Annotated in this window: 16 protein-coding genes and 1 tRNA gene; 12 read left to right on the top strand and 5 right to left on the bottom strand. The window is 68.0% G+C overall.

Going from position 1 to position 21364, the window contains the following annotated elements; all coding sequences use genetic code 11:
• Positions 1 to 3 precede the first annotated feature (3 nt).
• Positions 4 to 1227 carry a glycoside hydrolase family 1 protein gene (locus H284_RS0112465; protein ID WP_020076507.1) on the top strand — a complete coding sequence of 408 codons (1224 nt, stop codon included), beginning with the start codon at positions 4 to 6 and terminating at the stop codon, positions 1225 to 1227.
• Here the strand turns inward: H284_RS0112465 and H284_RS0112470 are convergent.
• A complete protein-coding gene (locus tag H284_RS0112470) occupies positions 1211 to 3841 on the bottom strand; it encodes an alpha-L-rhamnosidase (RefSeq protein WP_039731475.1) in 2631 nt (876 codons plus the stop codon). The genes H284_RS0112465 and H284_RS0112470 overlap by 17 nt on opposite strands.
• Before the next feature lie 125 nt (positions 3842 to 3966).
• Between H284_RS0112470 and uidA the strand changes: the two genes are divergently transcribed.
• The 5 genes from uidA to H284_RS0112500 are packed head-to-tail and all read left to right on the top strand — an operon-like array spanning position 3967 to position 11410.
• Positions 3967 to 5781, top strand: a complete 1815-nt coding sequence (gene uidA, locus H284_RS0112475) for a beta-glucuronidase (RefSeq protein WP_020076509.1) — start codon at positions 3967 to 3969, stop codon at positions 5779 to 5781.
• Positions 5778 to 7016, top strand: a complete 1239-nt coding sequence (manD, locus tag H284_RS0112480) for a D-mannonate dehydratase ManD (protein WP_020076510.1) — start codon at positions 5778 to 5780, stop codon at positions 7014 to 7016. Before uidA ends, manD begins: the two co-directional genes overlap by 4 nt.
• Before the next feature lie 46 nt (positions 7017 to 7062).
• Positions 7063 to 8436, top strand: coding sequence for an MFS transporter (locus H284_RS0112485; protein ID WP_020076511.1), 1374 nt, complete (start codon positions 7063 to 7065; stop codon positions 8434 to 8436).
• Between the two features lies 1 nt (position 8437).
• Positions 8438 to 10531, top strand: a complete 2094-nt coding sequence (locus H284_RS20765; RefSeq protein WP_020076512.1) for a gluconokinase — start codon at positions 8438 to 8440, stop codon at positions 10529 to 10531.
• Between the two features lie 45 nt (positions 10532 to 10576).
• On the top strand, positions 10577 to 11410 hold the full coding sequence (locus H284_RS0112500) for an SDR family NAD(P)-dependent oxidoreductase (RefSeq protein ID WP_020076513.1): 834 nt from the start codon (positions 10577 to 10579) through the stop codon (positions 11408 to 11410).
• Here H284_RS0112500 and H284_RS20225 read toward each other — a convergent pair.
• The gene (locus H284_RS20225) at positions 11407 to 12030 is read right to left on the bottom strand and encodes a TetR/AcrR family transcriptional regulator (RefSeq protein WP_081630409.1); all 624 of its coding nucleotides are present in this window, start codon (positions 12028 to 12030) and stop codon (positions 11407 to 11409) included. The genes H284_RS0112500 and H284_RS20225 overlap by 4 nt on opposite strands.
• A 167-nt stretch (positions 12031 to 12197) precedes the next feature.
• Here H284_RS20225 and H284_RS0112510 point away from each other — a divergent pair, with 167 nt between their 5' ends.
• The 4 genes from H284_RS0112510 to H284_RS20230 are packed head-to-tail and all read left to right on the top strand — an operon-like array spanning position 12198 to position 17511.
• Positions 12198 to 13514, top strand: a complete 1317-nt coding sequence (locus tag H284_RS0112510; protein WP_231371210.1) for an ABC transporter substrate-binding protein — start codon at positions 12198 to 12200, stop codon at positions 13512 to 13514.
• Positions 13511 to 14452 (top strand): carbohydrate ABC transporter permease, encoded by a 942-nt coding sequence (locus tag H284_RS0112515; protein ID WP_020076516.1) that lies wholly within the window; start codon positions 13511 to 13513, stop codon positions 14450 to 14452. The genes H284_RS0112510 and H284_RS0112515 overlap by 4 nt, the downstream gene beginning before the upstream one ends.
• Before the next feature lie 18 nt (positions 14453 to 14470).
• Positions 14471 to 15370: a carbohydrate ABC transporter permease gene (locus H284_RS0112520; protein ID WP_020076517.1), complete on the top strand. Its 900-nt coding sequence runs from the start codon at positions 14471 to 14473 to the stop codon at positions 15368 to 15370.
• A gap of 29 nt (positions 15371 to 15399) precedes the next feature.
• Entirely contained in the window at positions 15400 to 17511 is a 2112-nt protein-coding gene (locus tag H284_RS20230; RefSeq protein ID WP_020076518.1) for a beta-galactosidase, read from the top strand.
• A 36-nt stretch (positions 17512 to 17547) separates the two neighbouring features.
• Here the strand turns inward: H284_RS20230 and H284_RS0112530 are convergent.
• The 3 genes from H284_RS0112530 to H284_RS0112540 form a co-directional block, all read right to left on the bottom strand.
• Positions 17548 to 17621: transfer RNA gene (locus tag H284_RS0112530), tRNA-Gly, on the bottom strand.
• Between the two features lie 201 nt (positions 17622 to 17822).
• Positions 17823 to 18431 carry a DUF305 domain-containing protein gene (locus H284_RS0112535; protein WP_020076519.1) on the bottom strand — a complete coding sequence of 203 codons (609 nt, stop codon included), beginning with the start codon at positions 18429 to 18431 and terminating at the stop codon, positions 17823 to 17825.
• An 83-nt stretch (positions 18432 to 18514) separates the two neighbouring features.
• Complete coding sequence (locus tag H284_RS0112540; protein ID WP_020076520.1) at positions 18515 to 18979, bottom strand: DUF6153 family protein; 465 nt, start codon at positions 18977 to 18979, stop codon at positions 18515 to 18517.
• 190 nt (positions 18980 to 19169) lie between these two features.
• Here H284_RS0112540 and H284_RS0112545 point away from each other — a divergent pair, with 190 nt between their 5' ends.
• A complete protein-coding gene (locus tag H284_RS0112545) occupies positions 19170 to 19370 on the top strand; it encodes an SHOCT domain-containing protein (protein ID WP_231371211.1) in 201 nt (66 codons plus the stop codon).
• 220 nt (positions 19371 to 19590) lie between these two features.
• Complete coding sequence (locus H284_RS20540) at positions 19591 to 21354, top strand: beta-propeller fold lactonase family protein (protein WP_020076522.1); 1764 nt, start codon at positions 19591 to 19593, stop codon at positions 21352 to 21354.
• Positions 21355 to 21364 lie beyond the last annotated feature (10 nt).

A 21364-nucleotide genomic window follows, 5' to 3' on the forward strand; every position in this document is an offset into this window, starting at 1 on the left:
CCGATGACCGACTTCCCACCCGGCTTCCTCTGGGGCGCCTCCACCGCCCCGCACCAGATCGAGGGCAACAACCTCAACAGCGACTTCTGGGCCAACGAGGGACGCGTCCCCGGCATGGAACGCAGCGGCGATGCGTGCGACAGCTACCACCGCTACCGCGAGGACATGCAGCTCCTCGCCGACGCCGGCCTCAACACGTACCGGTTCGGGATCGAGTGGGCGCGCATCGAGCCGGAGCCCGGCCTGATCTCCCGCGCTGAGCTCGCGCACTACCGCCGGATGATCGACACCGCGTACGAACTCGGCATCACCCCGTTCGTCACGCTGCACCACTTCACCAACCCGCGCTGGTTCGCGGAGCAGGGCGGATGGACCGCACCGGGCGCGATCGACCGGTTCCGCTCCTACGTCGAGGCCGCGACCGGCATCCTCGACGGGGTCGAGTGGGTCGCGACGATGAACGAACCGAACATGCTGGCGATGATGACCGGCATGGCGGTCTTCATGCAGCAAGCGCAGGAGAATGGCGAGGGCTGGCAGAGTCCCACCGTCGACACCGACGGGCCGCGACCCGCCCTGCCGGCGCCTAGTCCGGAGATCGGCCGCATCTTCGTGGAGGCGCACCACGCTGTACGCGACATCGTCCGCGAGCGCACCGGCGCGAAGGTCGGCTGGACGGTCGCGAACCGCGCCTTCGAGACCCGGCCCGGCGGCGAGGAGAAGCGCCGCGAACTCGAGTACATCTGGGAGGACCTCTATCTGGAGGGGTCGCGCGGAGACGACTTCGTCGGCGTCCAGTCGTACTCGGCCCAGTGGGTGAACGCCGACGGCATCGAGCCGTACCCCGCGCACCCCGACAACACGCTCGTCGGCACCGCGTACCGGCCCGACGCGCTCGGCATCGCGGTGCGGCACACGGCCGAGGTCACCGGGGGCGTGCCGATCGTCGTGACCGAGAACGGCATCGCCACCCACGACGACACCCGCCGGATCGCGTACACCGGGGAGGCCCTGCGCCACCTCGGGCTCGCAATGGCCGACGGTATCGATGTGCGCGGCTACCTGCACTGGAGCCTGCTCGACAACTACGAGTGGGGCCACTGGGAGCCCACCTTCGGGCTGATCGAGGTCGACCGGGAGACCTTCGTGCGCACGCCGAAGCCGAGCCTGGGCTGGCTCGGCAGCGTCGCCCGCGAGAACGCTCAGGCGCTCACAGCGAGCCGCTGACGCGGAACCCTCCGGTTCCGACGGGGACGGTCGTGCCATCGGGCAGCACGACCGTCCCCGTCGTCGCAGCTGGGACACGTCCGGTCACGACGATGTGGCCGTCCTTGATAGACCAGGACGCCTCGATCGTGCCCTGAGGGGTCGTGTAGGAGCCGTCGGCCCAGGTCACACCACCTCCCGGCACCGGGCGCAGCACGAACGACTCCCAGGCGACCGAGCCGGGAGCCTGGTCGAGTCCCAGCAGATGCGTGTGCAGGAACCGCACCACGGCGCCCTTGGAGTAGTGGTTGAGCGACTCGTGCGCGGCCCCGTTCTCATCGACTCCGTCCCAGTCCTCCCAGATCGTCGTCGCCCCGCGGTCCAGCATCCCTAGCCAGGAGGGGGACGTGCGCTGGAAGAGGAGCTCGTACGCCAGGTCGGCGTGGCCCGTCGCGGCCAGGATCGGGAGCAGGTCGGCAGTCGAGAGGAACCCCGTACCGAGGTGCGTGCCGGCGGCGCGAACCAGGTCCACCAGGCGACTAGCTGAGGCCGCACGCAGTTCGTCGGGGATCAGGCCGAAGGTGAGGGCGCGAACGTACGCCGCCTGCGTGTCTTTCACCGTCCGCCCGTCGGGCCGCAGGAACTCGGTGCGCCAGGCGTCGAGCACGCGGCGGGCGAGCTCGTCGTAGCGGTCCGCGTCGGCGGTCCGACCGAGCACCTGGGCGATTCCCGCCAACTCGGACACCGAGCGGTACAGGAAGGCGGTGCCGATCTCGCCCTTGTCCTCCACGAACCACGCCATCGGGTTGTCGGCGACCGGGTCGATCAGCTCGCCTTCAGGGGTGCGGAGCTTGGGCTCGCACCACTCCCCCCAGTGGAACGACCCGTCCCAGAGGAACTCCTCGTGCGGAAGCGGCTCCGCCGACCGCTGGACCCGCGACGGGTGACGCCGAGTGCGCGCGGTCTCGAGGGCCCACTCCACCCACCGGGTCATCGTGTCCCAATTCGCGGCCAGCTCATCTCGGTCGCCATAGGCCTCGTAGAGTACCCAGGGCACGTGGACGGCCGCGTCGCCCCAGCCGGCAGACCCGGTCATCTGCGCGATCTGCAGGTCCGGGTGATGCTTCACCTGGCGACCGTCGGGGGAGAAGTTGGCGATGCGTCCGTCGTCGAGCTGGTCGTCACGGACGGACTGCAGCCACTTGCGCGTGAAGCCGTGCACGTCGAACAGCCGCACCGCCGTCGAGGCGAAGACCTGGTAGTCGCCGGTCCAGCCGAGTCGCTCGCGCTGGGGGCAGTCGGTGGGGATGTCGACCGCGTTGCCGAGGAAGCTCCACGCGGCGACCTCGTGCAGACGGTTGAGGTCGTCGTCGCTGCAGCGGAAGGAGCCGGTCGGAGTGAGATCGGTGTTGACCACGATCATCCGGACGTCGTCGGCGGTCAGCGGCGCGTTCTCGCGAGTGATCCGCGCGTACTGATAGCCGTGCACCGTGTGTCGCGGCTCGAAGACCGCGCCGGTCTCGCCGGCAGAGACGACCTCGTCGCGCTGGTCGAGGACCACCAGGCCGTCACCCTCGCGCTCGGAGTCGAGGTGCGACATATCGAGGTCGCCGGCGGGATCCAGGTGCTCGCCGTGCTCGATGACCGTGCGGACGCCCCGGGGGCCGAGGTTGGTCAGGCGGGTCCAGCCGGACGCGTTCTGACCGAAGTCCGCGATCCAGGCGCCCGACCCCAGGCGGGTCAGTTTCTGCGGCGCGCGTTCTCCCACGCGTCGGACGGGAGGGGCGGGCGACCACGACACCGGCGCAGCCGACACGACGCCGACCCGGACGGGCCCGAGCAGCTGCGGCTCGACGGTGAGATCGGTCGCCTGCCCGTCCATCAGGCCGGCGCGGACGATCGTGGAGGACCAACTCGTCCAGTCGCCGTCGGTGCGGACGACCTCGGTCGATCCGTCGGCGAGCTCGAGGTGGAGTTCGGCGCGGACGGCCACGTCTTCGCCTCGCCAGGCGGCGGGCGCGTGGAAGGCGCCGATCTGACCGAGGTACCAGCCATCGGTGACGATCAGTTCGAGGAGGTTGTCGCCCGCGCGGAGCGCGTCGGTGACGTCCGCCGCCTGCGCGTACAGGGTCTTGTCGTAGGAGGTCGTGCCGGGCGAGAGCTCGGCGGAGCCGACTCGCTGCCCGTTGACGAAGGCCTCATAGACGCCGAGCGCAGTGGAGTAGAGGCGGGCGGCAACGACTTCGTCCGCGATCGCGACCTCGCGCCGGAACAGGTGACCGGGGCGCTTGCCGTATGTTCCGTGGCCGGGATCGGCCGGAGAGATCCATTGGGCTGTCCAGTCCTGATCGAAGAGCCCCGATTCGAACACGTGCTCGTCGCTCCATGCTGTGCCGGGGGTGCGAACTCGCCAGCGCACCTGTTCGCCGCTGGCGAGATCGCGCCACGGCCACGCGGTGAGTCGGTGGGTGGTCGCGGTGGCGATCGGTTGCTCGATGCCGTCGATGTCGGCGGCGAGCTCGTAGCCCTCCGCGCCGTTCAGGGGGAGCCAGGACAGCCGCGGGCGCTCGCCCGACACCGCGAACTGGTCGCCTCCCGCGTCGATCCGGAGTCCGGACGGGGCATTCTCGGTCATCGGCGTCATCGCCTCCTATAAGCGTAAGAACGTGTCCTGTCGCCCCATTATGGCAATCGCTTGCCAAATCTCCAAAAAGCTGTTGTACTAGGTGCACTGTCCCCGCAGTGCCGCGTAGGAGAACCATGCTCAGCACCCGCACCACCCCCGCCCGCGATGTCGTCGCCCTCGATGGGCTCTGGCGCTTCGCCCTCGACTCGGACGCCGGCGAACGGCCCTGGGAATCCCGGCTCGACACCGCGCTCGAGGCTCCGGTTCCCGCGAGCTACAACGACCTCTTCACCGACTCCCGCATCCGCGATCACGTCGGCGTCGTCTGGTACCAACGCGACGTGCGAGTGCCCCGTGGCTGGTCGGGCGAGCGCGTGGTGCTGCGGTTCGGCTCGGTCACGCACGCAGCGAAGGTCTATGTCGACGACACTCTGATCGCCGAGCATGTGGGCGGATACACGCCGTTCGAGGCCGACCTGACGGATGTCGCCGCGCCCGGGCGGCAGTTCCGCCTCACCGTGGCGGTGGACAACCGCCTCACGAACATCACCATCCCGCCCGGAACCGTCACCACCGGCCCGGATGGACGCGAACGGCAGGCCTACTTCCACGACTTCTACAACTACGCAGGCATCGCCCGCTCGGTGAAGCTCTACAGCACGCCCGCGTCCTACATCGACGACATCACCGTCGTCACGCGAATCGACGGCCCGGCCGGCCTCGTCGACTACGCGGTCGTCACCGGAGGCGAGGACGCCGACGGGATCCGAATCCGGGTCCTGGATGAGAGCGGCGCCGTCGTGGCGACCAGTGGGGGCGCGGAAGGCAGCCTGCGTCTCGACGACGTCATCCTCTGGCAACCGGGTGCCGCCTACCTCTACGACCTCCTGGTGGAAATGATCGCTGGGGACGCCGTGGTCGACAGCTACACTCTCCCGTTCGGCGTCCGGACCGTCGAGGTACGCGGCACGCAGTTCCTTATCAACGGTGAGCCGTTCTACTTCACCGGCTTCGGCAAGCACGAGGACACCCCGGTGCGAGGCAAGGGCCACGACGACGCGTACCTCGTGCACGACTTCCAGCTGCTGGAGTGGACGGGCGCGAACTCCTTCCGCACCAGTCACTACCCGTACGCGGAGGAGGTGCTCGACTTCGCCGACCGGCACGGCATCGTGGTCGTGGACGAGACGGCCGCCGTCGGCCTCAACCTGGGCGTGCAGGGGGGCCTCACCGGCATTCCGCCGACACCGACCTTCGCCGAGGAGAATTTCGGCGGCGAGACGAAGAACGTGCACGCCCAGCACTTGCGCGAACTCATCGCACGCGACAAAAACCACCCCAGCGTCGTGATGTGGAGCATCGCGAACGAGCCGGCCTCCAACGAGGACGGCGCGCGCGAGTACTTCGAGCCGCTCGTGGACCTCGCTCGCGAGCTCGACCCGACCCGGCCGCTGACCTACGCTGCAGTCATGTTCGCCAACCCGACGAACGACAAGATCGCGGACCTCTTCGATGTGCTCTCGATCAACCGCTACTACGGCTGGTACGTCTTCACCGGCGATCTCGGCACTGCGGAGGGCGTGCTCGAGCAGGAGCTCCGCGGCTGGGTGCAGCGGTTCGGCAAGCCGATCATGATGTCGGAGTACGGCGCCGACACCCAGCCAGGGCTGCACTCGGTGTGGGACATGCCGTGGACCGAGGAGTACCAGACCGATCTGCTGGCGACGTACCATCGGGTCTTCGACCGCATCCCGGAGTTCGTCGGCGAACACATCTGGAACTTCGCCGACTTCATGACCGGGCCCGGCATCCACCGCGTCGACGGCAACAAGAAGGGCGTCTTCACCCGCGACCGCAAGCCGAAGGGTGCGGCGTTCTCGCTGCGTGACCGCTGGCGCGGTCTCGATGGACGCAAGCCCGGCGCGCACGAGAAGGAGGACCGCGCATGATCATCGACAAGGCCGAGGTGATCGTCACCAGCCCGGACCGCAATTTCGTCACGCTCAAGCTGACGACGGACGACGGTCTGACCGGTCTCGGGGATGCGACGCTCAACGGGCGCGAGCAGGCGGTGGTGGCCTATCTGGCCGAGCATGTCGTCCCGCTTTTGATCGGGCGGGATCCGTCGCGGATCGAGGACACCTGGCAGTTCCTGTACCGCAGCGCGTACTGGCGGCGCGGCCCGGTGACGATGGCGGCGATCGCGTCGGTAGACATGGCGTTGTGGGACATCAAGGGCAAGGCCGCCGGGATGCCCGTGTACCAGTTGCTCGGCGGCGCGTCACGGAACGGCCTGCTCGCCTACGGGCACGCCTCCGGGCGTGACCTGCCCGAGTTGTTCGACAGCGTGAACGAGCACCTGGAGCAGGGGTACAAGGCGATCCGCATCCAGTCGGCGGTTCCGGGTCTCAAGTCGATCTACGGGATCGCTTCCAACGCCACCTACGAGGCCAACACCGGCGTCCGGTACGACCACGAGCCCGCCCAGCGCGGCGGTCTGCCGAACGAGGAGGACTGGGACACCCGCTCGTACCTACGGCACATCCCGACGGTCTTCGAGGCGGTCCGGGCCGAGTTCGGGTCGGAGCTGCCGCTGCTGCACGACGGGCACCACCGGATGACGCCCATCCAGGCCGCTCAGCTGGGGAAGTCGCTGGAGCCCTACGACCTGTTCTGGCTGGAGGACTGCACTCCGGCCGAGAACCAGGAGGCGCTGCGGCTGGTCCGCCAGCACACGACGACGCCGCTGGCGATCGGGGAGATCTTCAACAGCGTCTGGGACTACCAGCAGATCATCCGCGAGCAGCTCATCGACTACGTCCGCTCGGCGGTCACCCACACCGGCGGCATCACGCACCTCAAGAAGGTGCTCGACTACGCCTCGCAGCACCAGATCAAGTCGGGCATGCACGGCCCGACCGACATCTCCCCGGTCGGCATGGCCGCCGCGATGCACCTGGGACTCGCGATCCACAACTTCGGCATCCAGGAGTACATGAAGCACGGCGAGAAGACCGACAGCGTCTTCCAGCAGTCCTTCACCTGGTCCGGCGGGTTCCTGCACCCCGGCGACCAGCCCGGTCTCGGCGTCGAACTCGATACCGACGAGGCCGGGAAGTACCCCTACATCCGCGCCTACCTGCCCTACAACCGGCTCGCCGACGGCACCGTCCACGACTGGTGAACGACCCCCGCCCCTGAGCACCACCCTTGACGAAGGAGTCAACCCGATGCGCAAGTACAGCAACCTCGACACCAAATCCTCCCGAGCCGTGCGGGTGGAGGCGGCCACCGTGCTCCCGCCGACCGCCGGCCCCGCCGCCGGTCCGCAGAACCAGGAGCTCAATGGCCCCGACCTCGTCGCACCGCCGCTCCAGAAAGTCAGCGCGAGCTACCTGTTCTGGATCACGGTCGCCAACTTCGGGGCGAGCCTCGCGCTCATGGTGCCGCTGTCCTACTCCCTGGCCGTCCGAATCTCGCAGCTCGAACCCGGGCACGAGGAGGTCCTCGGCTACGTGACCGGGACAGCGCAGCTCATCTACCTGATCTTGAGCCCGCTGCTCGGCGTGTGGAGCGACCGGCTGCGCTCGCCGTTCGGACGGCGCACCCCCTTCATCGTCGGCGGCGCGCTGCTCGGAGTCGTGGCGGTCGCCTTCATCGCCCTGGCGCCGAACCTGCTGCTGATCGGTGTGGGCTGGGTTGTCGGCCTGCTGGGCTGGGCCACCGCGGGCCAGGGTATTCAGACGATGCTGGCCGACCGGGTCCCCGAGCAGCAGCGCGGACGAGCCTCCGCCCTCACCGGCGTCTCGACGCAGATCGCCCCGGTGATCGGAATCGGCATCGCCTACGCCTTCGTGAAGTCCACCCTGCTCGTCTTCCTCGTCCCGGCCCTCGTCGGACTCGTAATGATCCTGGCCTTCGTCCTGATCAAGCGCGAAGGCAGCTCGCGCGAGATCGTCCGTGATGACACCGTGAGCGTGAAGACGCTGCTCAACAGCTACGTCTTCAACCCGCGCAAGCACCCCGACTTCGGCTGGAACTGGCTGGGACGCTTCATCTTCTTCATGGGGCTGTACTTCAACACCACCTTCGGCACCTTCTTCTACGCGCAGCGGCTGCACATCCCGGTGGTCCAGGTCGCGGGAATCGTCGCGGCCATCGGAATCATCGGCGTCGTCGCCGCGATGGGCGGAGCGCTGCTCGGCGGGTTCCTGTCGGACAAGCTCGGACGCCGCAAGCTCTTCACGCTTATCGGCGCGCTGCTGTTCGTCGGCGGTGCGATCACCGAAGCCTTCGCGCACTCGCTGGTGCAGCTGATCGTCGGGTCCGTCCTCATGCAGCTGGCGATCGCCGCGTTCAGCGTTGTCGACCAGGCGATCGTCTTCGCCGTGCTGCCGAACCGCGCGGAGGCCGGCCGCTACCTGGCCGTCGTCGCCTTCGCCCAGAAGATCCCGAGCGCCATCGCGCCGCTCATCGCACCCCTGATCATCACCATCGGCGCCGTCGGGGCCGACAAGAACTACACCGCGCTCTACCTGATCGGCGCCGTGTTCGCCCTCGTCGGCGGCCTGATCATCTTCACCAAGGTCAAGAGCGTCCGCTGACATGACTGCGATCATCGTGATGGGCGTCTCCGGCTCGGGCAAGTCCACCGTCGGACGGGAGCTGGCACACCGGCTGGGCCTGCCGTTCGTGGACGCGGACGACCTCCATCCCGAGGCCAACCGCGCGAAGATGGCCGGCGGCATCCCGCTCACCGATGAGGACCGCGCGCCATGGCTCAGCACGGTCGCGCGGACGATCGGACAGCACGCCTCGGGAGTGGTCGTCGCATGTTCGGCGCTGCGGCGGCGGTACCGGGACGCCATCACCTACGAGGCGGGCGGCCGCGTGTTGTTCGCGCACCTGTCCGGCGAGCGCGAGGTGATCCGCGAGCGGATGGAGGCGCGGGCCGATCACTTCATGCCGCCCGCCCTCCTCGATTCGCAGCTGGAGACGCTCGAGCCGCTCGGCGATGATGAGGACGGCGCCGTGTTCTCCATCGATGTCGCACCCGCCCAGGTCGCGGCGCGCATCGACGGCTGGGCCTCCGGCGCAGAACAGCTCGACCTGCAGGAGGTCGCGGACCCTGCGCTCGGCCGCATCCGCATCACGACCGTCCCGCTGCCCGGTCAGGTCCGCGTGCCGAGCGCCACGTACCTGCCGTCGGGACGCCTGTTCCTCCTCTTCCGGGTGGACGGCGATCCCGCGGACTGGTGGCGTGCCGCGGTCGTCGATGACGACGGATCCGACTTCGACGAGGTGTTCGCCGGTCCGATCCCTCAGCGGCCCACGGCCAACGGCATCCGCCACATGCCTTTCGCCGACGGGCGGCGCGTGCTCCTAGGCGATCACGTGCTCGAAGCGACACCCGGGTTCGATGATCCGCGCTCCGTGGACCTGGTTCCGGTCGAGTACCCCTGGGGGCTGACCGACGACCCTCTGACATCGCACCACTGGTCGGAGATCATCGTCTCACCGGACGGAGAACGGATCGCCTGGACGATCCTCCGCACCGACATGACCGCGGTCGTGGCGCTGGGGGGACTGCGGCGCGACGCCGACCGCTACACCATCATCGATCCGGTCATCATCAGCAGCTCGGACGCGCTGGAACCGGACCCGGAACGCGACGGATACTTCCGCGCGCACCGCATGCTGGGCGGCGAGGTCAAGCAGTTCGTGCGGGGAGGGACGGCGATCTCGTCGGTCGGCGACGGGGGTGCGCCGCTGACCGACTCGGTCATCCAGGATCTCTTGACCGACTCCATCGAACCGATCACCCGCGCCCCCGGGTACGACGAGACGACCATCCTGTCACCGGACGAGCGGCTCGGTATCGTCATGACAGCGCGGGCCTCCGCGCGCACCGACCCGGCGTTCCTCGGGCTGCTGCCTCGCCCGCACGCCACACTGGTCACCATGCCGTTGGCCTGGGTGCTCTACCAGTACGCCGTCGACGGCGTCCGACGCTTCCGTCCAGGGAACATCGGTCCAGTGCTCATCGACGTCGAGCGCTCCCGCAACGAACCGGACTACACGGGCGCCTCGCTGGCGTGCGTTGACGGCTCGTGGGTGTACGTCTCTCCCATGTCCTGGCATTCGGACGGGCGCCACGTCTCCTGGATGGAGATGAAGCGCGGCAGCGGCGACGGCTTCGACCGAACCCTTCGGATCCGCACCGCCGAGTTGCTGGACCATGTGCCCGGGCAACAGGTGCCGATCACGGCGACGCCCGCGACCACGCCGTATGCGATCGGCGGCCCGCAAGCCGACGCGCTGCTCGCCCGGACGGCCGCCTTCATCCCCTCCGGACGGATCGCGGGCGCCCACTCAGGGCACCTCGAGTTTGAGCGCAGCTCCGACGGCCGCGGCACCTGGTCGGTCGAAGCTCGCTACGTCGCCTACAGCGATGATGGGCGCAACCTCTACGACGGCGTGGAGCGGTCTCACGGGTCGATGGCGAGCGGTGCGGTTTACGAAGCGGATCTGACTCTCACCGGTGACGTGGGCGGGGAGATGCACCTGCGCGCCTCGTGGTCGGGCATCGGCGACGGGACCCGGTTGCTGTTCGGAACCGCAGACGGCGGCGCCCCGCAGAGCTTCGGCTTCGCCCGCTACGGCGACCACGTCCGGAGGATCGAGGACCTGCTCGAGTAGCGCTTGCGCCCCAATTCACCCGTTCATCTCACCAGGAGGTCACCCATGTCCTTTCCCTTCGCCGATGTGTCCGGCGCATCCCTCGCCGAACTCATCTCGCTCGCCGGCCGGCGCGCGGTGGTCACGGGAGGGGCTCAAGGCCTCGGCAAAGCCATCGCCGAGCGCCTCGCCGAGGCCGGCGCCGACATCGTCGTGGTGGACATCAACGAGGAGCCGGCCCGCGCGGCGGCCGCCGAGCTGGCGGAGAGGTACGGCGTGACGGCGATCGGCACCCGCGCCGATGTCTCCGACACGGCGTCCGTGGTCGCGGCGGCGGACCTGGCGCTCGCCGAGCTGGGCGGTCTGGACATCTGGGTGAACAACGCCGGGCTGTTCCCCAACGCGCCGGTGCTGCAGATGCCGGACGACATGTGGGACCGCGTCTTCGAGGTCAATGCCCGCGGGGTGTTCCTCGGCTCACGCGAGGCCGCGCGTCGCATGACGGCGGACGGCTCCGGCGGCGTCATCGTCAACATCATCTCGACGGCCGGCTTCCAGGTCGCGTTCCCCGGCATGGCCGCCTACGTCGCCTCGAAACATGCGGCGCGCGGCCTGACCAAGTCGCTCGCGGTCGACCTGGCGCCGCTGGGTGTGCGCGTGCTCGGCGTCGCACCGAGCTTCGTCCCGACGGAGGGCAACATCGCGGCGGCGAAAGCAGGAGCTGAACAGGCTGCCGCGGCCGGTGTTGAGATGCCGGCTCTCGACGTCATGTCCCACAGCCGCATCGGACGCCTGGGCACGCCGGACGACATCGCCCGTGTCGTGCTCTTCGCCGCGAGCGATCTCTCGCTGATCATGACCGGCAGCACACTGCTAGCTGACGCGGGGGAGACTCTCTAGGGCTTCGAGGCGCGGTCGATCTCCTCCATGGTGACACCGAGGATCCGCTCGATGAGCGATCCCAGCTCCGCCTCGATGTCGAAGTTCTGCTCGGCGAGCCACTGGAGCTGCAGGCCTTCCCATGCCGTGTGGATCCAGCGCGAGGCGCGGTAGGGGTCCAGCGCGCTGTCGACGGTGCCCGCGGCCTGGAGCCGCCGGATGCTCTCCACCATGCGCTCGTCGCCGGCGCGCCACCGCTCCTTGAAGTACTCGTGCGCGGGATGTGCTGGATCGCTGGACTCGCCGAACATCGCCGTGTGCAGCCGCACGACGTTGATGCGGGCGAGGCTCTCCGCCGCGCGCGCCGGCGCCCGGCGGACCGATTCGCCGAGCGGCATCGTCGACCACTCGAACTCGTCGGAGAGGCGCAAGGCGGCGAGCAGTAGGTCGTCCTTGGTGGGGTAGTGGTATAGGACCCCGGGCTCGCTCAAGCCGGCCCGCTGAGCCACGTCCGCCGTGATGAGGGAGCGATGGCCCTTCTCGAGCACGATCTCCAGAGCCGCCTCCGCGATCGCTCGACGGCGCTGTTTCGTCTTGGCGTATGCGCCGCGAGGACCGCGGACGCCCACCGTATTCGTCATGCGGAAACCCTAGCTCAGAAAATCTTAAAACTATGAGCCACTAAGAATTGACAGCGAGGGCCGGTGCTGGTTAGCATCGCGATTGCGAACTCTATAAGAGACTCAGAGTTGGCGTCCTGCACATCCCATCCACGACTCAAAGGTGAGGACGAATGCTTTCACGCAAGTTGAATCGATACAAAGATCGACGCATCGCTATCGCAGCGGCGGCGACAGCGGCCATCGCGCTGGTACTGACCGGCTGCAGCGGCGGGACTCCCGCAGCCACGTCGTCAGCCTCCGCGACGGCCGAGAAGGACGTCCAGCTGGCGTTCCTCAATCAGTCGCGCGGCCAGGAGGCGGTGCTGAATGAGCTGGCGAAGAAGTACGGCGAGCAGACCGGCGTCACGGTCACCATCGACACGCCGGGACCGGTGGACTACCTGCCCAAGCTGCAGGCCGACGCGCAGTCGAAGAAGATGCCCGACATCTACTCCTCGTTCAACCCGGTCTCAATGGCGCCGTTCTACAAGGCGGGCTGGGCATTGGACCTGACCAAGGAGCTGAAGGGCGATTGGAGCAAGGACTTCACCCCTGAGGTCCTCAAGCTCGCCACTTTCGCGAAGGGCAACAACCTCGGCGTCAAGCCGGGCATCTACACCGTCCACTGGGAGAACCAGGCGTACGGGTTGATCTCGGACTCCAAGAACTCGGGAATCGATTCCGCCAACCCGCCGAAGTCGGTCTCCGACCTCATCAAGCAGCTCGCCACGAGCAACAAGGATGCGAACGGCGGGTTCTCGGTCGCCGCATCGCTGACGCCGCAGTTCGTGCAGTACCTGGCATCGAACTGGCTCACGGACGCGCAGATCAACGACACGTTCGCCGGGAAGTACAAGTGGACGTCCTCCGGCTGGGAAAAAGCGTTCCAGGTGATCGCCGACCTCAAGAAGGCCGGCGCCATCCAGGGCGGAGCGATCCCCGGTGGGCAGACGGACAACCCGACGGTCGAGACGAACTTCTTCACCAAGCACAGCGTCGGCACCATCTTCGACGCCTCGCCCGGCGTCTCCGTCGCCCACAAGACCGCTCCGGACTACACGTCGTTCTTCTCGATGTCGCTGCCGAAGGCATCCGACGCCAAGTACACCCCTCGCTCCCCGGGAGTTCCCGGAAAGGGCGCGGTCATCAACCCGCGCGGCCAGCACGTGCAGGCCTCCCTCGACTTCGTGAAGTGGCTCACCGCGCCGGCACAGCAGGCGGTGTTCGCCAAGGAGGCGTACATCATCCCGACCAGCCCGGAACTGCTGAAAAGCGGCTCCAAGCTGCCGGACTCGCTCACCGGCTTCGCCGCGGCGGCGAAGAACCAGCAGGTGATCCCGAACACCTTCAGCGCCCAGGTCACCGACGCCATCAACCGCGACGTGCAGAGCCTCGTGCTCGGTCAGATGACGGTCAAGGATCTGCTCGCCGACGTGCAGAGCGCGCAGGACGCCAGCCAGTGACCACCTCGACCACCGCCCTCCCTGCGCGGCGCTCCCTCGGGGCGCCGCGCAGGCGGCGCCGGATCGGCAGCCGCAAGGCGTTCACGGGCTACCTGTTCCTTCTGCCGGCAATCGCTCTGATCGCCGTCTTCACCCTGGTGCCGTTCGTCGAGTCGATCGTCCTGAGCTTCCAGTCCTGGGACGGCGTCAGCCCGGACACTCCGTGGGTCGGCTGGCTCAACTACCAGGCGGCGTTCAAGAACGTCGCGTTCTGGGCATCGATGAAGAACGTCCTCATCTTCGGCATCGTCGGCTTCGTCGTCGGCAACGGGGTTTCGATGATCATGGCGCTCGCGGTGAACGCGATTCGCAAAGGCCGCACATTCTTCCGCACCGTCTACTACCTTCCCAGTGTGCTGTCGGTGGTCGTGGTCGGCATGGTGTTCTCGGCGATGCTGGACCCGCGGTCGGGCGTCATCAACAAGATCCTCGGATGGGTCGGCCTCGGGTTCCTGAAGCACGATTGGCTGAACGACCCGAACGTCGCGATGCTCGCGGTCATCGCCGTGTTCCTCTGGCTGCACTGGGGATTCGGGTTCATCCTCTTCCTCGCCGGCCTGCAGGACATCCCCAAGTATCTGTACGAAGCGGCGGAGCTGGACGGCGCGCGCGGCTGGGCCAAGTTCCGTTACATCACCTGGCCCCAGCTCGCCCCGGTGACGACGGTGGTCAGCTTGCTCACCCTGCTGGCTGCCTTGCAGATCTTCGGCACCGTGCAGGTGCTCACCAACGGCGGCCCGGGCTACACGACGATGGTGCCCACGCTCCAGATCTTCACCCAGGCCTTCACCTACAACAACTACGGCGCAGCCGCTGCGATGTCGGTGATCTTCGGCGGCGCCCTGATCCTCCTGTCGCTGCTTCAGCTGGGCTTCTCCCGGCGTCGCGCGAACGGCTGACCAGAGACGGAGACGACGATGACGACGACGACGAACGCGCCCGAGTATGTGGCGCGCCGCGACAAGACGGCGGCAGCAACAGTGCGTGCTTCGCGTAAGCCGGTCCGCCCGGGCCGCGTGGCGCTCTACGCCCTGCTGGTCGCAGCCGCCCTGAGCGCCCTGTTCCCCATTCTCTGGATGATCTCCGGATCGATGCAGACGTTGCCCGAGCTGTTGAAGGGTGACGCGCTCCTGCCGGCCGTACCGCAGTGGCAGAACTTCGCCACCGCGTGGGTCAAGGGCAACCTCGGGGTGTACCTGACCAACAGCATCATCTACACGCTGTGCGCGGTCGCGGGCATCCTCCTGGTCTCGAGCCTGGCCGGATATGCGCTTGCGCGGCTCGAGTTCCGCGGCAAGGGGATCTTCATGGCGCTGATCCTCGCTGTGATGATCATCCCCGCGCCGGCGATGTTCCTGGCGCAGTACAAGGTGCTGCTCGCGCTCGATCTGGCCAACACGCGCCCGGGTTACATCTTCATCCTCATCACGACGGGCATCCCCATCTCGACCCTCATCATGCGCAGCTTCTTCGCGTCGCAGCCGAAGGACCTGGAGGAGGCGGCGGCGCTCGACGGTGCATCCGCACTCGGAATCTTCTTCCGGATCATGCTGCCGCTCGCCAAGCCCGGTCTCGCAGCGGTGGCGGTCATCCAGGCCTTCGCCGTGTGGAACGAGTACCTGATGGCCCTCGTGATCTTTAACGACACCTCGCTGATGCCCGTCCAGCGGGGACTCACCAGCTTCGTGTCGGCGGAGACGCCGCAGCCGCAGATCCTGCTCGCGGCGACGCTGATCTCGATCGTCCCCGTCGTCGTGTTCTACCTGTTCGCTCAGCGCCAGATCGTCGACGGCATCAGCGCCGGCGCCATCAAGTAGTAGCCGTCCACCCCTCCGGAAGGAACTCCGTGACGCTTCGTCCTGCCTTTGCCGACACTCCCTGGTTCGGCGGCGACTACAACCCCGAGCAGTGGCCGGAGGAGGTGTGGGAGGAGGACGTCGAGCTGATGCGCAGCGCAGGCGTGAACCTCGTGACGGTCGGTGTATTCGCCTGGTCGCTGCTGGAGCCGGAGGAGGGCCGATACGAATTCGGGTGGCTTGACCGCGCACTCGACCTGCTCCACGCCAACGGCGTCAGGGTAGACCTGGCCACGGCCACCGCCGCGCCGCCGCCCTGGTTCTCAGAGAGCTATCCGGAATCGCTCCCGGTGACGGTGGACGGCGTCCGCCTCTCGCCCGGATCGCGCCAGGCGTACTGCCCCAGCTCGCCGGCCTACCGTTCAGCCGCGCGCCGCCTCGCGCGGGCGCTCGCCGAGCGCTACGGATCCCATCCCGCCGTCGTGATGTGGCACGTCAACAACGAGTACGGCTGCCATGTCTCACGGTGCTACTGCGACGAATCGGCGGCCTCATTCCGACGATGGCTCAAGGCCAAGTACGAGACTATCGGCTCACTCAACGCGGCGTGGGGGACCGCCTTCTGGTCTCAGTCGTACGGGTCCTTCGAGCAGATTCTGCCTCCACGCGCGACGCCCGCCTTTCCGAACCCGACGCAGTCGCTCGACTTCGATCGCTTCAGCTCCGACGAACTGCTGGCCTGCTTCCTCGAAGAGAAAGCGGTGCTGCGGGATGTGACTCCCGACATCCCGGTCACCACCAACTTCATGGGCACCTTCCGGAACGTCGACTACTGGACCTGGGCGCCCCACGTCGACGTGATCTCCGACGACCTCTACCCCGACCCCGCCGACCCGGACGCCGCGCGCGGAGCCGCGCTGGCACGCGACCTCATGCGCTCACTCGGGCGCGGCAAACCGTGGCTGCTGATGGAGCAGTCGACGGCTGCCGTGAACATGCGACCGGTGAACGTCCCGAAGGCACCCGGACAACTGCGTGCCCTCTCCTATCAGGCGATCGCGCGCGGCGCCGACGGGATCTGCTTCTTCCAGTGGCGGCAGTCTGCCGCCGGTGCCGAGAAGTTCCACTCAGCGATGCTTCCGCACGCCGGCACGGAGACGCGCATCTGGCGGGAGGTGGTGCGGCTCGGATCGGAGCTCGGAGAACTCGGAGACCTGGTGGGAGCATCGACCCAGGCGCACGCTGCGCTGGTCTTCGACTGGGACAGCCGGTGGGCCATCGAGCAGACCGGCCTTCCCGCCACGTCGAACTACCTTGCGCTCGTCGCGCCCTGGCACGCGGCGCTGACCGAGGCCGGGCTGACCGTCGATCTGACCCGTGGCGACGAAGACTTGACCGCCTATCCGATCGTCATCGTGCCCAGTCTGTTCGTGCTCACCGATGCGCAGGCGAAAGCCATCGACGCAGCCGCCCGGGCAGGCTCGGTCGTTCTCGTCACCAGCCAGACGGGCGTCGTCGACGAGAACCTCCACGCCCGCCTCGGGGGATACCTCGGCGGACTCCAGCAGACCCTCGGCGTGTGGATCGAGGAGTTCTGGCCGCTCGGAGGCGCCTGGGCTCGCCCAGGCGCCATCCCCGTGGCACCAGAGTCAACGGTCGCGCCGACCGTGCGAGTTCGCGGCAGCGTCTTTGGCCCGGAGGCCATTGACGGAGTCGAATGGAGCGAGTCCGTCCACGTGCGAGATGCCACCGTCCGCGCGGTCTTCGAGGAGGGTCACCTGAGCGGATGGCCGGCTCTTACCCGCAAAGCGCATGGTGCGGGTGCGGCGTGGTACCTGGCGACCAGGCTCGGTCGCCGAGACACCGCCGCTCTCGTGGCACAGCTCATCGCGGAAAGCGGCGTCCACGTGCGGACGCCGTTCATCGACGGCGAAGGCGGGTTCGTGGAGACCGTGCAGCGCGGCGACACGTTGTTCGTGATCAATCACGGCACCACAGCCGTAACGCTCGGCGAGGAAGGCACAGACCTCTTGTCCAACGCCGACAGCCTGGGGCTCGTGATCGAACCTCAGGGTGTGGCGTTGATTGCGCCCATGGAGGCGTGCCTCGCCGGCTTTCGAGCGACGGACTCCGTCATTGCCTCCGCGCCCATGCCCAAGTAGAACGAGAAAAGCCCAGATAGCTCAAGAAGTGACAACTGGAGCGAGTGACGGGAATCGAACCCGCGCTATCAGCTTGGGAAGCTGAGGTTCTACCATTGAACTACACTCGCGCGGCCCGCGAATCCCAGTGAATTACTGGGATGTGAGGCTGCCGCCCAGACTACCCGGTCGACGGTTTTTGGCCAAACCCGCCGGTCGCCCACCGCCCGTCCACGTCCGGACGAAGGCGACCGGGATTCCACGAGCGCGACGGGCGCCGTCGCGTCATCGAGGAGACGCGACGGCGCCCGCGCCGGCGGGGCGGGACTGGGTCAGAGGCTCGCGAGGAGCTCTTTCATCGTCTCGATCTCGGCGGTCTGGGCGGCGACGATCTTCTTCGCCAGCGCGACGGCGTCGGTCGCTCGCCCCTTCTCGATCTCGGTCGTGGCCATCGTGATGGCGCCCTGATGGTGCTGGATCATCTGGCTGAGGAAGACCTTCGACGCTTCCGCTCCCGGCGCGTTCTCGAGTGCTTCCATGTCGTGCTGCGACATCATCCCATCGCCGCCCATGTCCATCCCTCCCATTCCGGTCTCCTGCCCCCAGGTGGAGAGCCAGCCGTTCATGGTGTCGATCTCCGGCTGCTGAGCAGCCTTGATCTTCTGAGCGAGTTCGGTCACACGCGCGTCCACGCCCTGCTTGGTCAGGAGGGTGTCGGACATCTCGATGGCCTGCCGGTGGTGGGCCACCATGTCCATCGCGAAGGTGACGTCGGCCTGGTTGTGCTCGGAGGTGGTCGTTGCGGAACTCGAGGATCCGTGGTCCATTCCGGCCATGTCACCAATCCCGGAGTCGTTCTCGGATGAGCCGGCGGCGCACCCGGTCAATGCGGTTGCGGTCAGGAGCGCGCCGGAGGCGATTGCGATGAGTCTGGTCTTCATTGTTGCGGTCTCTTTCGTCGTGTATCTGCGGATAATGAGCAGGCGGGAGCACCACCGCGCGGTTCGCGGGGGTGCGGCGTGCGTCATCTGCGATCGACGGAGAGGGCGAGAAGAGAGGGGGGTGGACGCGATCCGACGGAGCGGGCGACGATCCCGATCAGGTTCGGCGCTGCGGCCCTCGGACCGGTACCGGGCATCGCTCGGCTCCACGCGGGAGCGAGCAGGAGGATGGTTGCGGCCAGCAGCGCGAGCGTGCACACCATGACAGTCATGTCGTGCGTCGGGTCGCACCCGCCGGCGCATCCGCTGTCCAGGGAGACGCCGGACATCCCTGCGTGCGCTTGGATAGCGTGCGCCTCGACTGCGTGCGACGAATCGGCAGAAGCATGTGAAACCGTCGGCGCGGCGGCGTACTCGTGCGGGTGGCCGGCGGTCGTGCTGACCACGTGCATTGCAAGGAGGCCGGTCACGATTCCTGCGACCGCGACCAGGAGAACGATCACGCAGCGCCAGGTGCGGGTGCGCATCGAGATGCAATCGGCGAGCATGCGTCCTCCTCTCCGCCGGTCACCATAACGGAGTCCGCTGAATACCCGCTTGGGGTATCCACCTCGGCGGGACCTATGGCCCCGCCTTCCCCCGCCGATCGGTGTTCATATTGGTCGGAGACTCGCTCTGGAGGTGGTGGACGTGTACGGGTGGATGATGGGTGGCCCAGGCGCGTGGTGGATTCTGTGGTTGCTCCTGCTGTTGCTGGTCATCGCGATCGTGGTCCTTCTCGTCGTCGGCCTGACCCGGCGCGGTCCGTCCGGTGCGGGGCCGGTCTCGCCGCCGAGTTCGTCCGCGCGGGTGATCCTCGATGAACGCTACGCGCGCGGGGAGATCGATCACGAGGAGTATGTGCGGCGACGTGAGGAGCTCGGGCGTTCGGGTGGATGACCCCGCGAGCAGCGCACGAGGGGATGCCGTCCTGGTCGCCCATCGCTCCGGAGCGACCCGGGGGTGAAGCCGGGGTGAAAACTCTGCGACGCCGTTGCGCTCCCTTCGCGGCATCCGGGAGACTCGCCGAGGACCGGCACGTCGATTCGCATCCGGAGAGACGTCGCGGCTCCGTGGCGGAGGGAAGAGCGTGCGCTCTCGCAAGATGGATGGTCGGGCTGTGTCTGCGCGCTGGGGTGCCGCTGTCGCCGTGGTCGTCGGCGCCGTGACGTTGAGCGTCGGCGTGCCGATCGCTGCGGCCGCGGACTCGGTGGTGAGCACGATCCCGGTCGCCTCCACGACGTCGTCGGCCACGCCGACCGTGGTGGTGTCGCCCGACGGCTCGCGGCTGTACGTGTCCGACACGAACGCCGGGACGGTGTCCGTCGTCGACACCGCCACCCGGACGGTGCTCGGGACGATTCCGGTCGCAGGTCCCATCGGGCTCGCGATCTCGCCGGATGGATCCCGCCTGTACGTCGTGTCGACGAACCCCGCGAACGTCCTGGTCGTCGTCGATACGGCGACGCAAGCGGCCGTCGCGTCCGTCCCGGTCGGGTCGTCGCCGGCGGGAATCGCGATCTCGCCGGACGGCTCCCGCGTGTATGTCAGCAACTCCAGCGGAAACGGGTCGACCGCTGTGTCGGTCGTCGACACCGCCACCAACACGCTCGTCACCAGCATCGTGGATGCGCCGGGGCCGCGGTCGATGATCGTGTCGCCCGACGGGAGTCGGCTCTACGTCTCGCACACCGCTCCTTCGTCTCACGACATCTCCATCGTCAGCACGGCGACGAACACGGTGACCGGAACCGTCGCGATCGGCGCGTTCGCGGACGCCGCGACCGGCTTCGCGATCTCGGCCGACGGCAGCACCCTCTACGTGGCGAGCGCCAATGTGGGCCTCGTGCGAGTGATCGACACCGCCACGGGGACCGTCACGGCCACCATCTCCGCCGGTCCCGGCGCGTACGATGTCGCCGTCACCCCCGACGGCACACGGCTCTACGTGACCGACTCGACCGCGAACGCGGTGTCGGTGATCGACACGGCGACGAACGCGGTCGTCTCCACCATCGCGGTCGGCGTGACGCCGCGCAGCCTCACCATCTCACCGGACGGCGCCTTCGCCTACGTCGCGAACACCACGTCGGACACCGTCTCCGTGATCGGGATCGACACGTTCCCCGCGATCACCACGGCGACCGTCCCGGGCGGCACGATCGGTTCCTCCTACTCCACCGCCATCGCGACGACCGGATCCCCGGCGCCGACGCTCTCCGTGAGCGCGGGAGCGCTGCCTCCCGGACTCTCGCTGGCCGGCGGCATCCTCAGCGGCACGCCGACAGCCGTCGGCTCGTACACGTTCACGCTCGCCGCGAGCAGCACCGTCAGCGGCATCCCGGCGACGGCCACGCAGTCGTACACGCTCGTCGTCGCCGCCCTTCCAGCCGACGCTCCTCTGAACCTGACCGCGACAGCCGTCGGCGTGACCGCCGAGCTCAGCTGGACCGTACCCACCTCCGACGGCGGGGACGCGGTCAGCGGTTACCGCATCGAACGCAGCACGGACGGCGCCGCGTTCACCACGCTCGTCGGCGACACCCAGTCCACCGCTGTCACTTTCACGGATACCGGCGTCACCGCCGGCCACACCTACCGCTACCGCGTGTTCGCACTCAACAACGCCGGGGCGAGCGCGCCGTCCAACGTCGCCGCGGTCACGTTCCCTGCCGTCGCCACGCCGGTCGGCAGCACCCCGATCGGCAGCGCCCCGCCCATCCCGACCGACGGCTCCGCCGCAACGGATGCGCAGAGCACGCTGGCCGACACGGGGAGTCACGTCACCGCCGGTAACGTCACCGGCCCCCTGTCCCTCGCATTCGGTCTGATCGCGGCGGGCGTGTTCGCCGGCGTCGTACGTCGCCGCAGCCGGAAGGCCTGATCCCGCGGCG

It is taken from the genome of Cryocola sp. 340MFSha3.1, from assembly GCF_000383315.1.
Classification (GTDB): domain Bacteria; phylum Actinomycetota; class Actinomycetes; order Actinomycetales; family Microbacteriaceae; genus Leifsonia.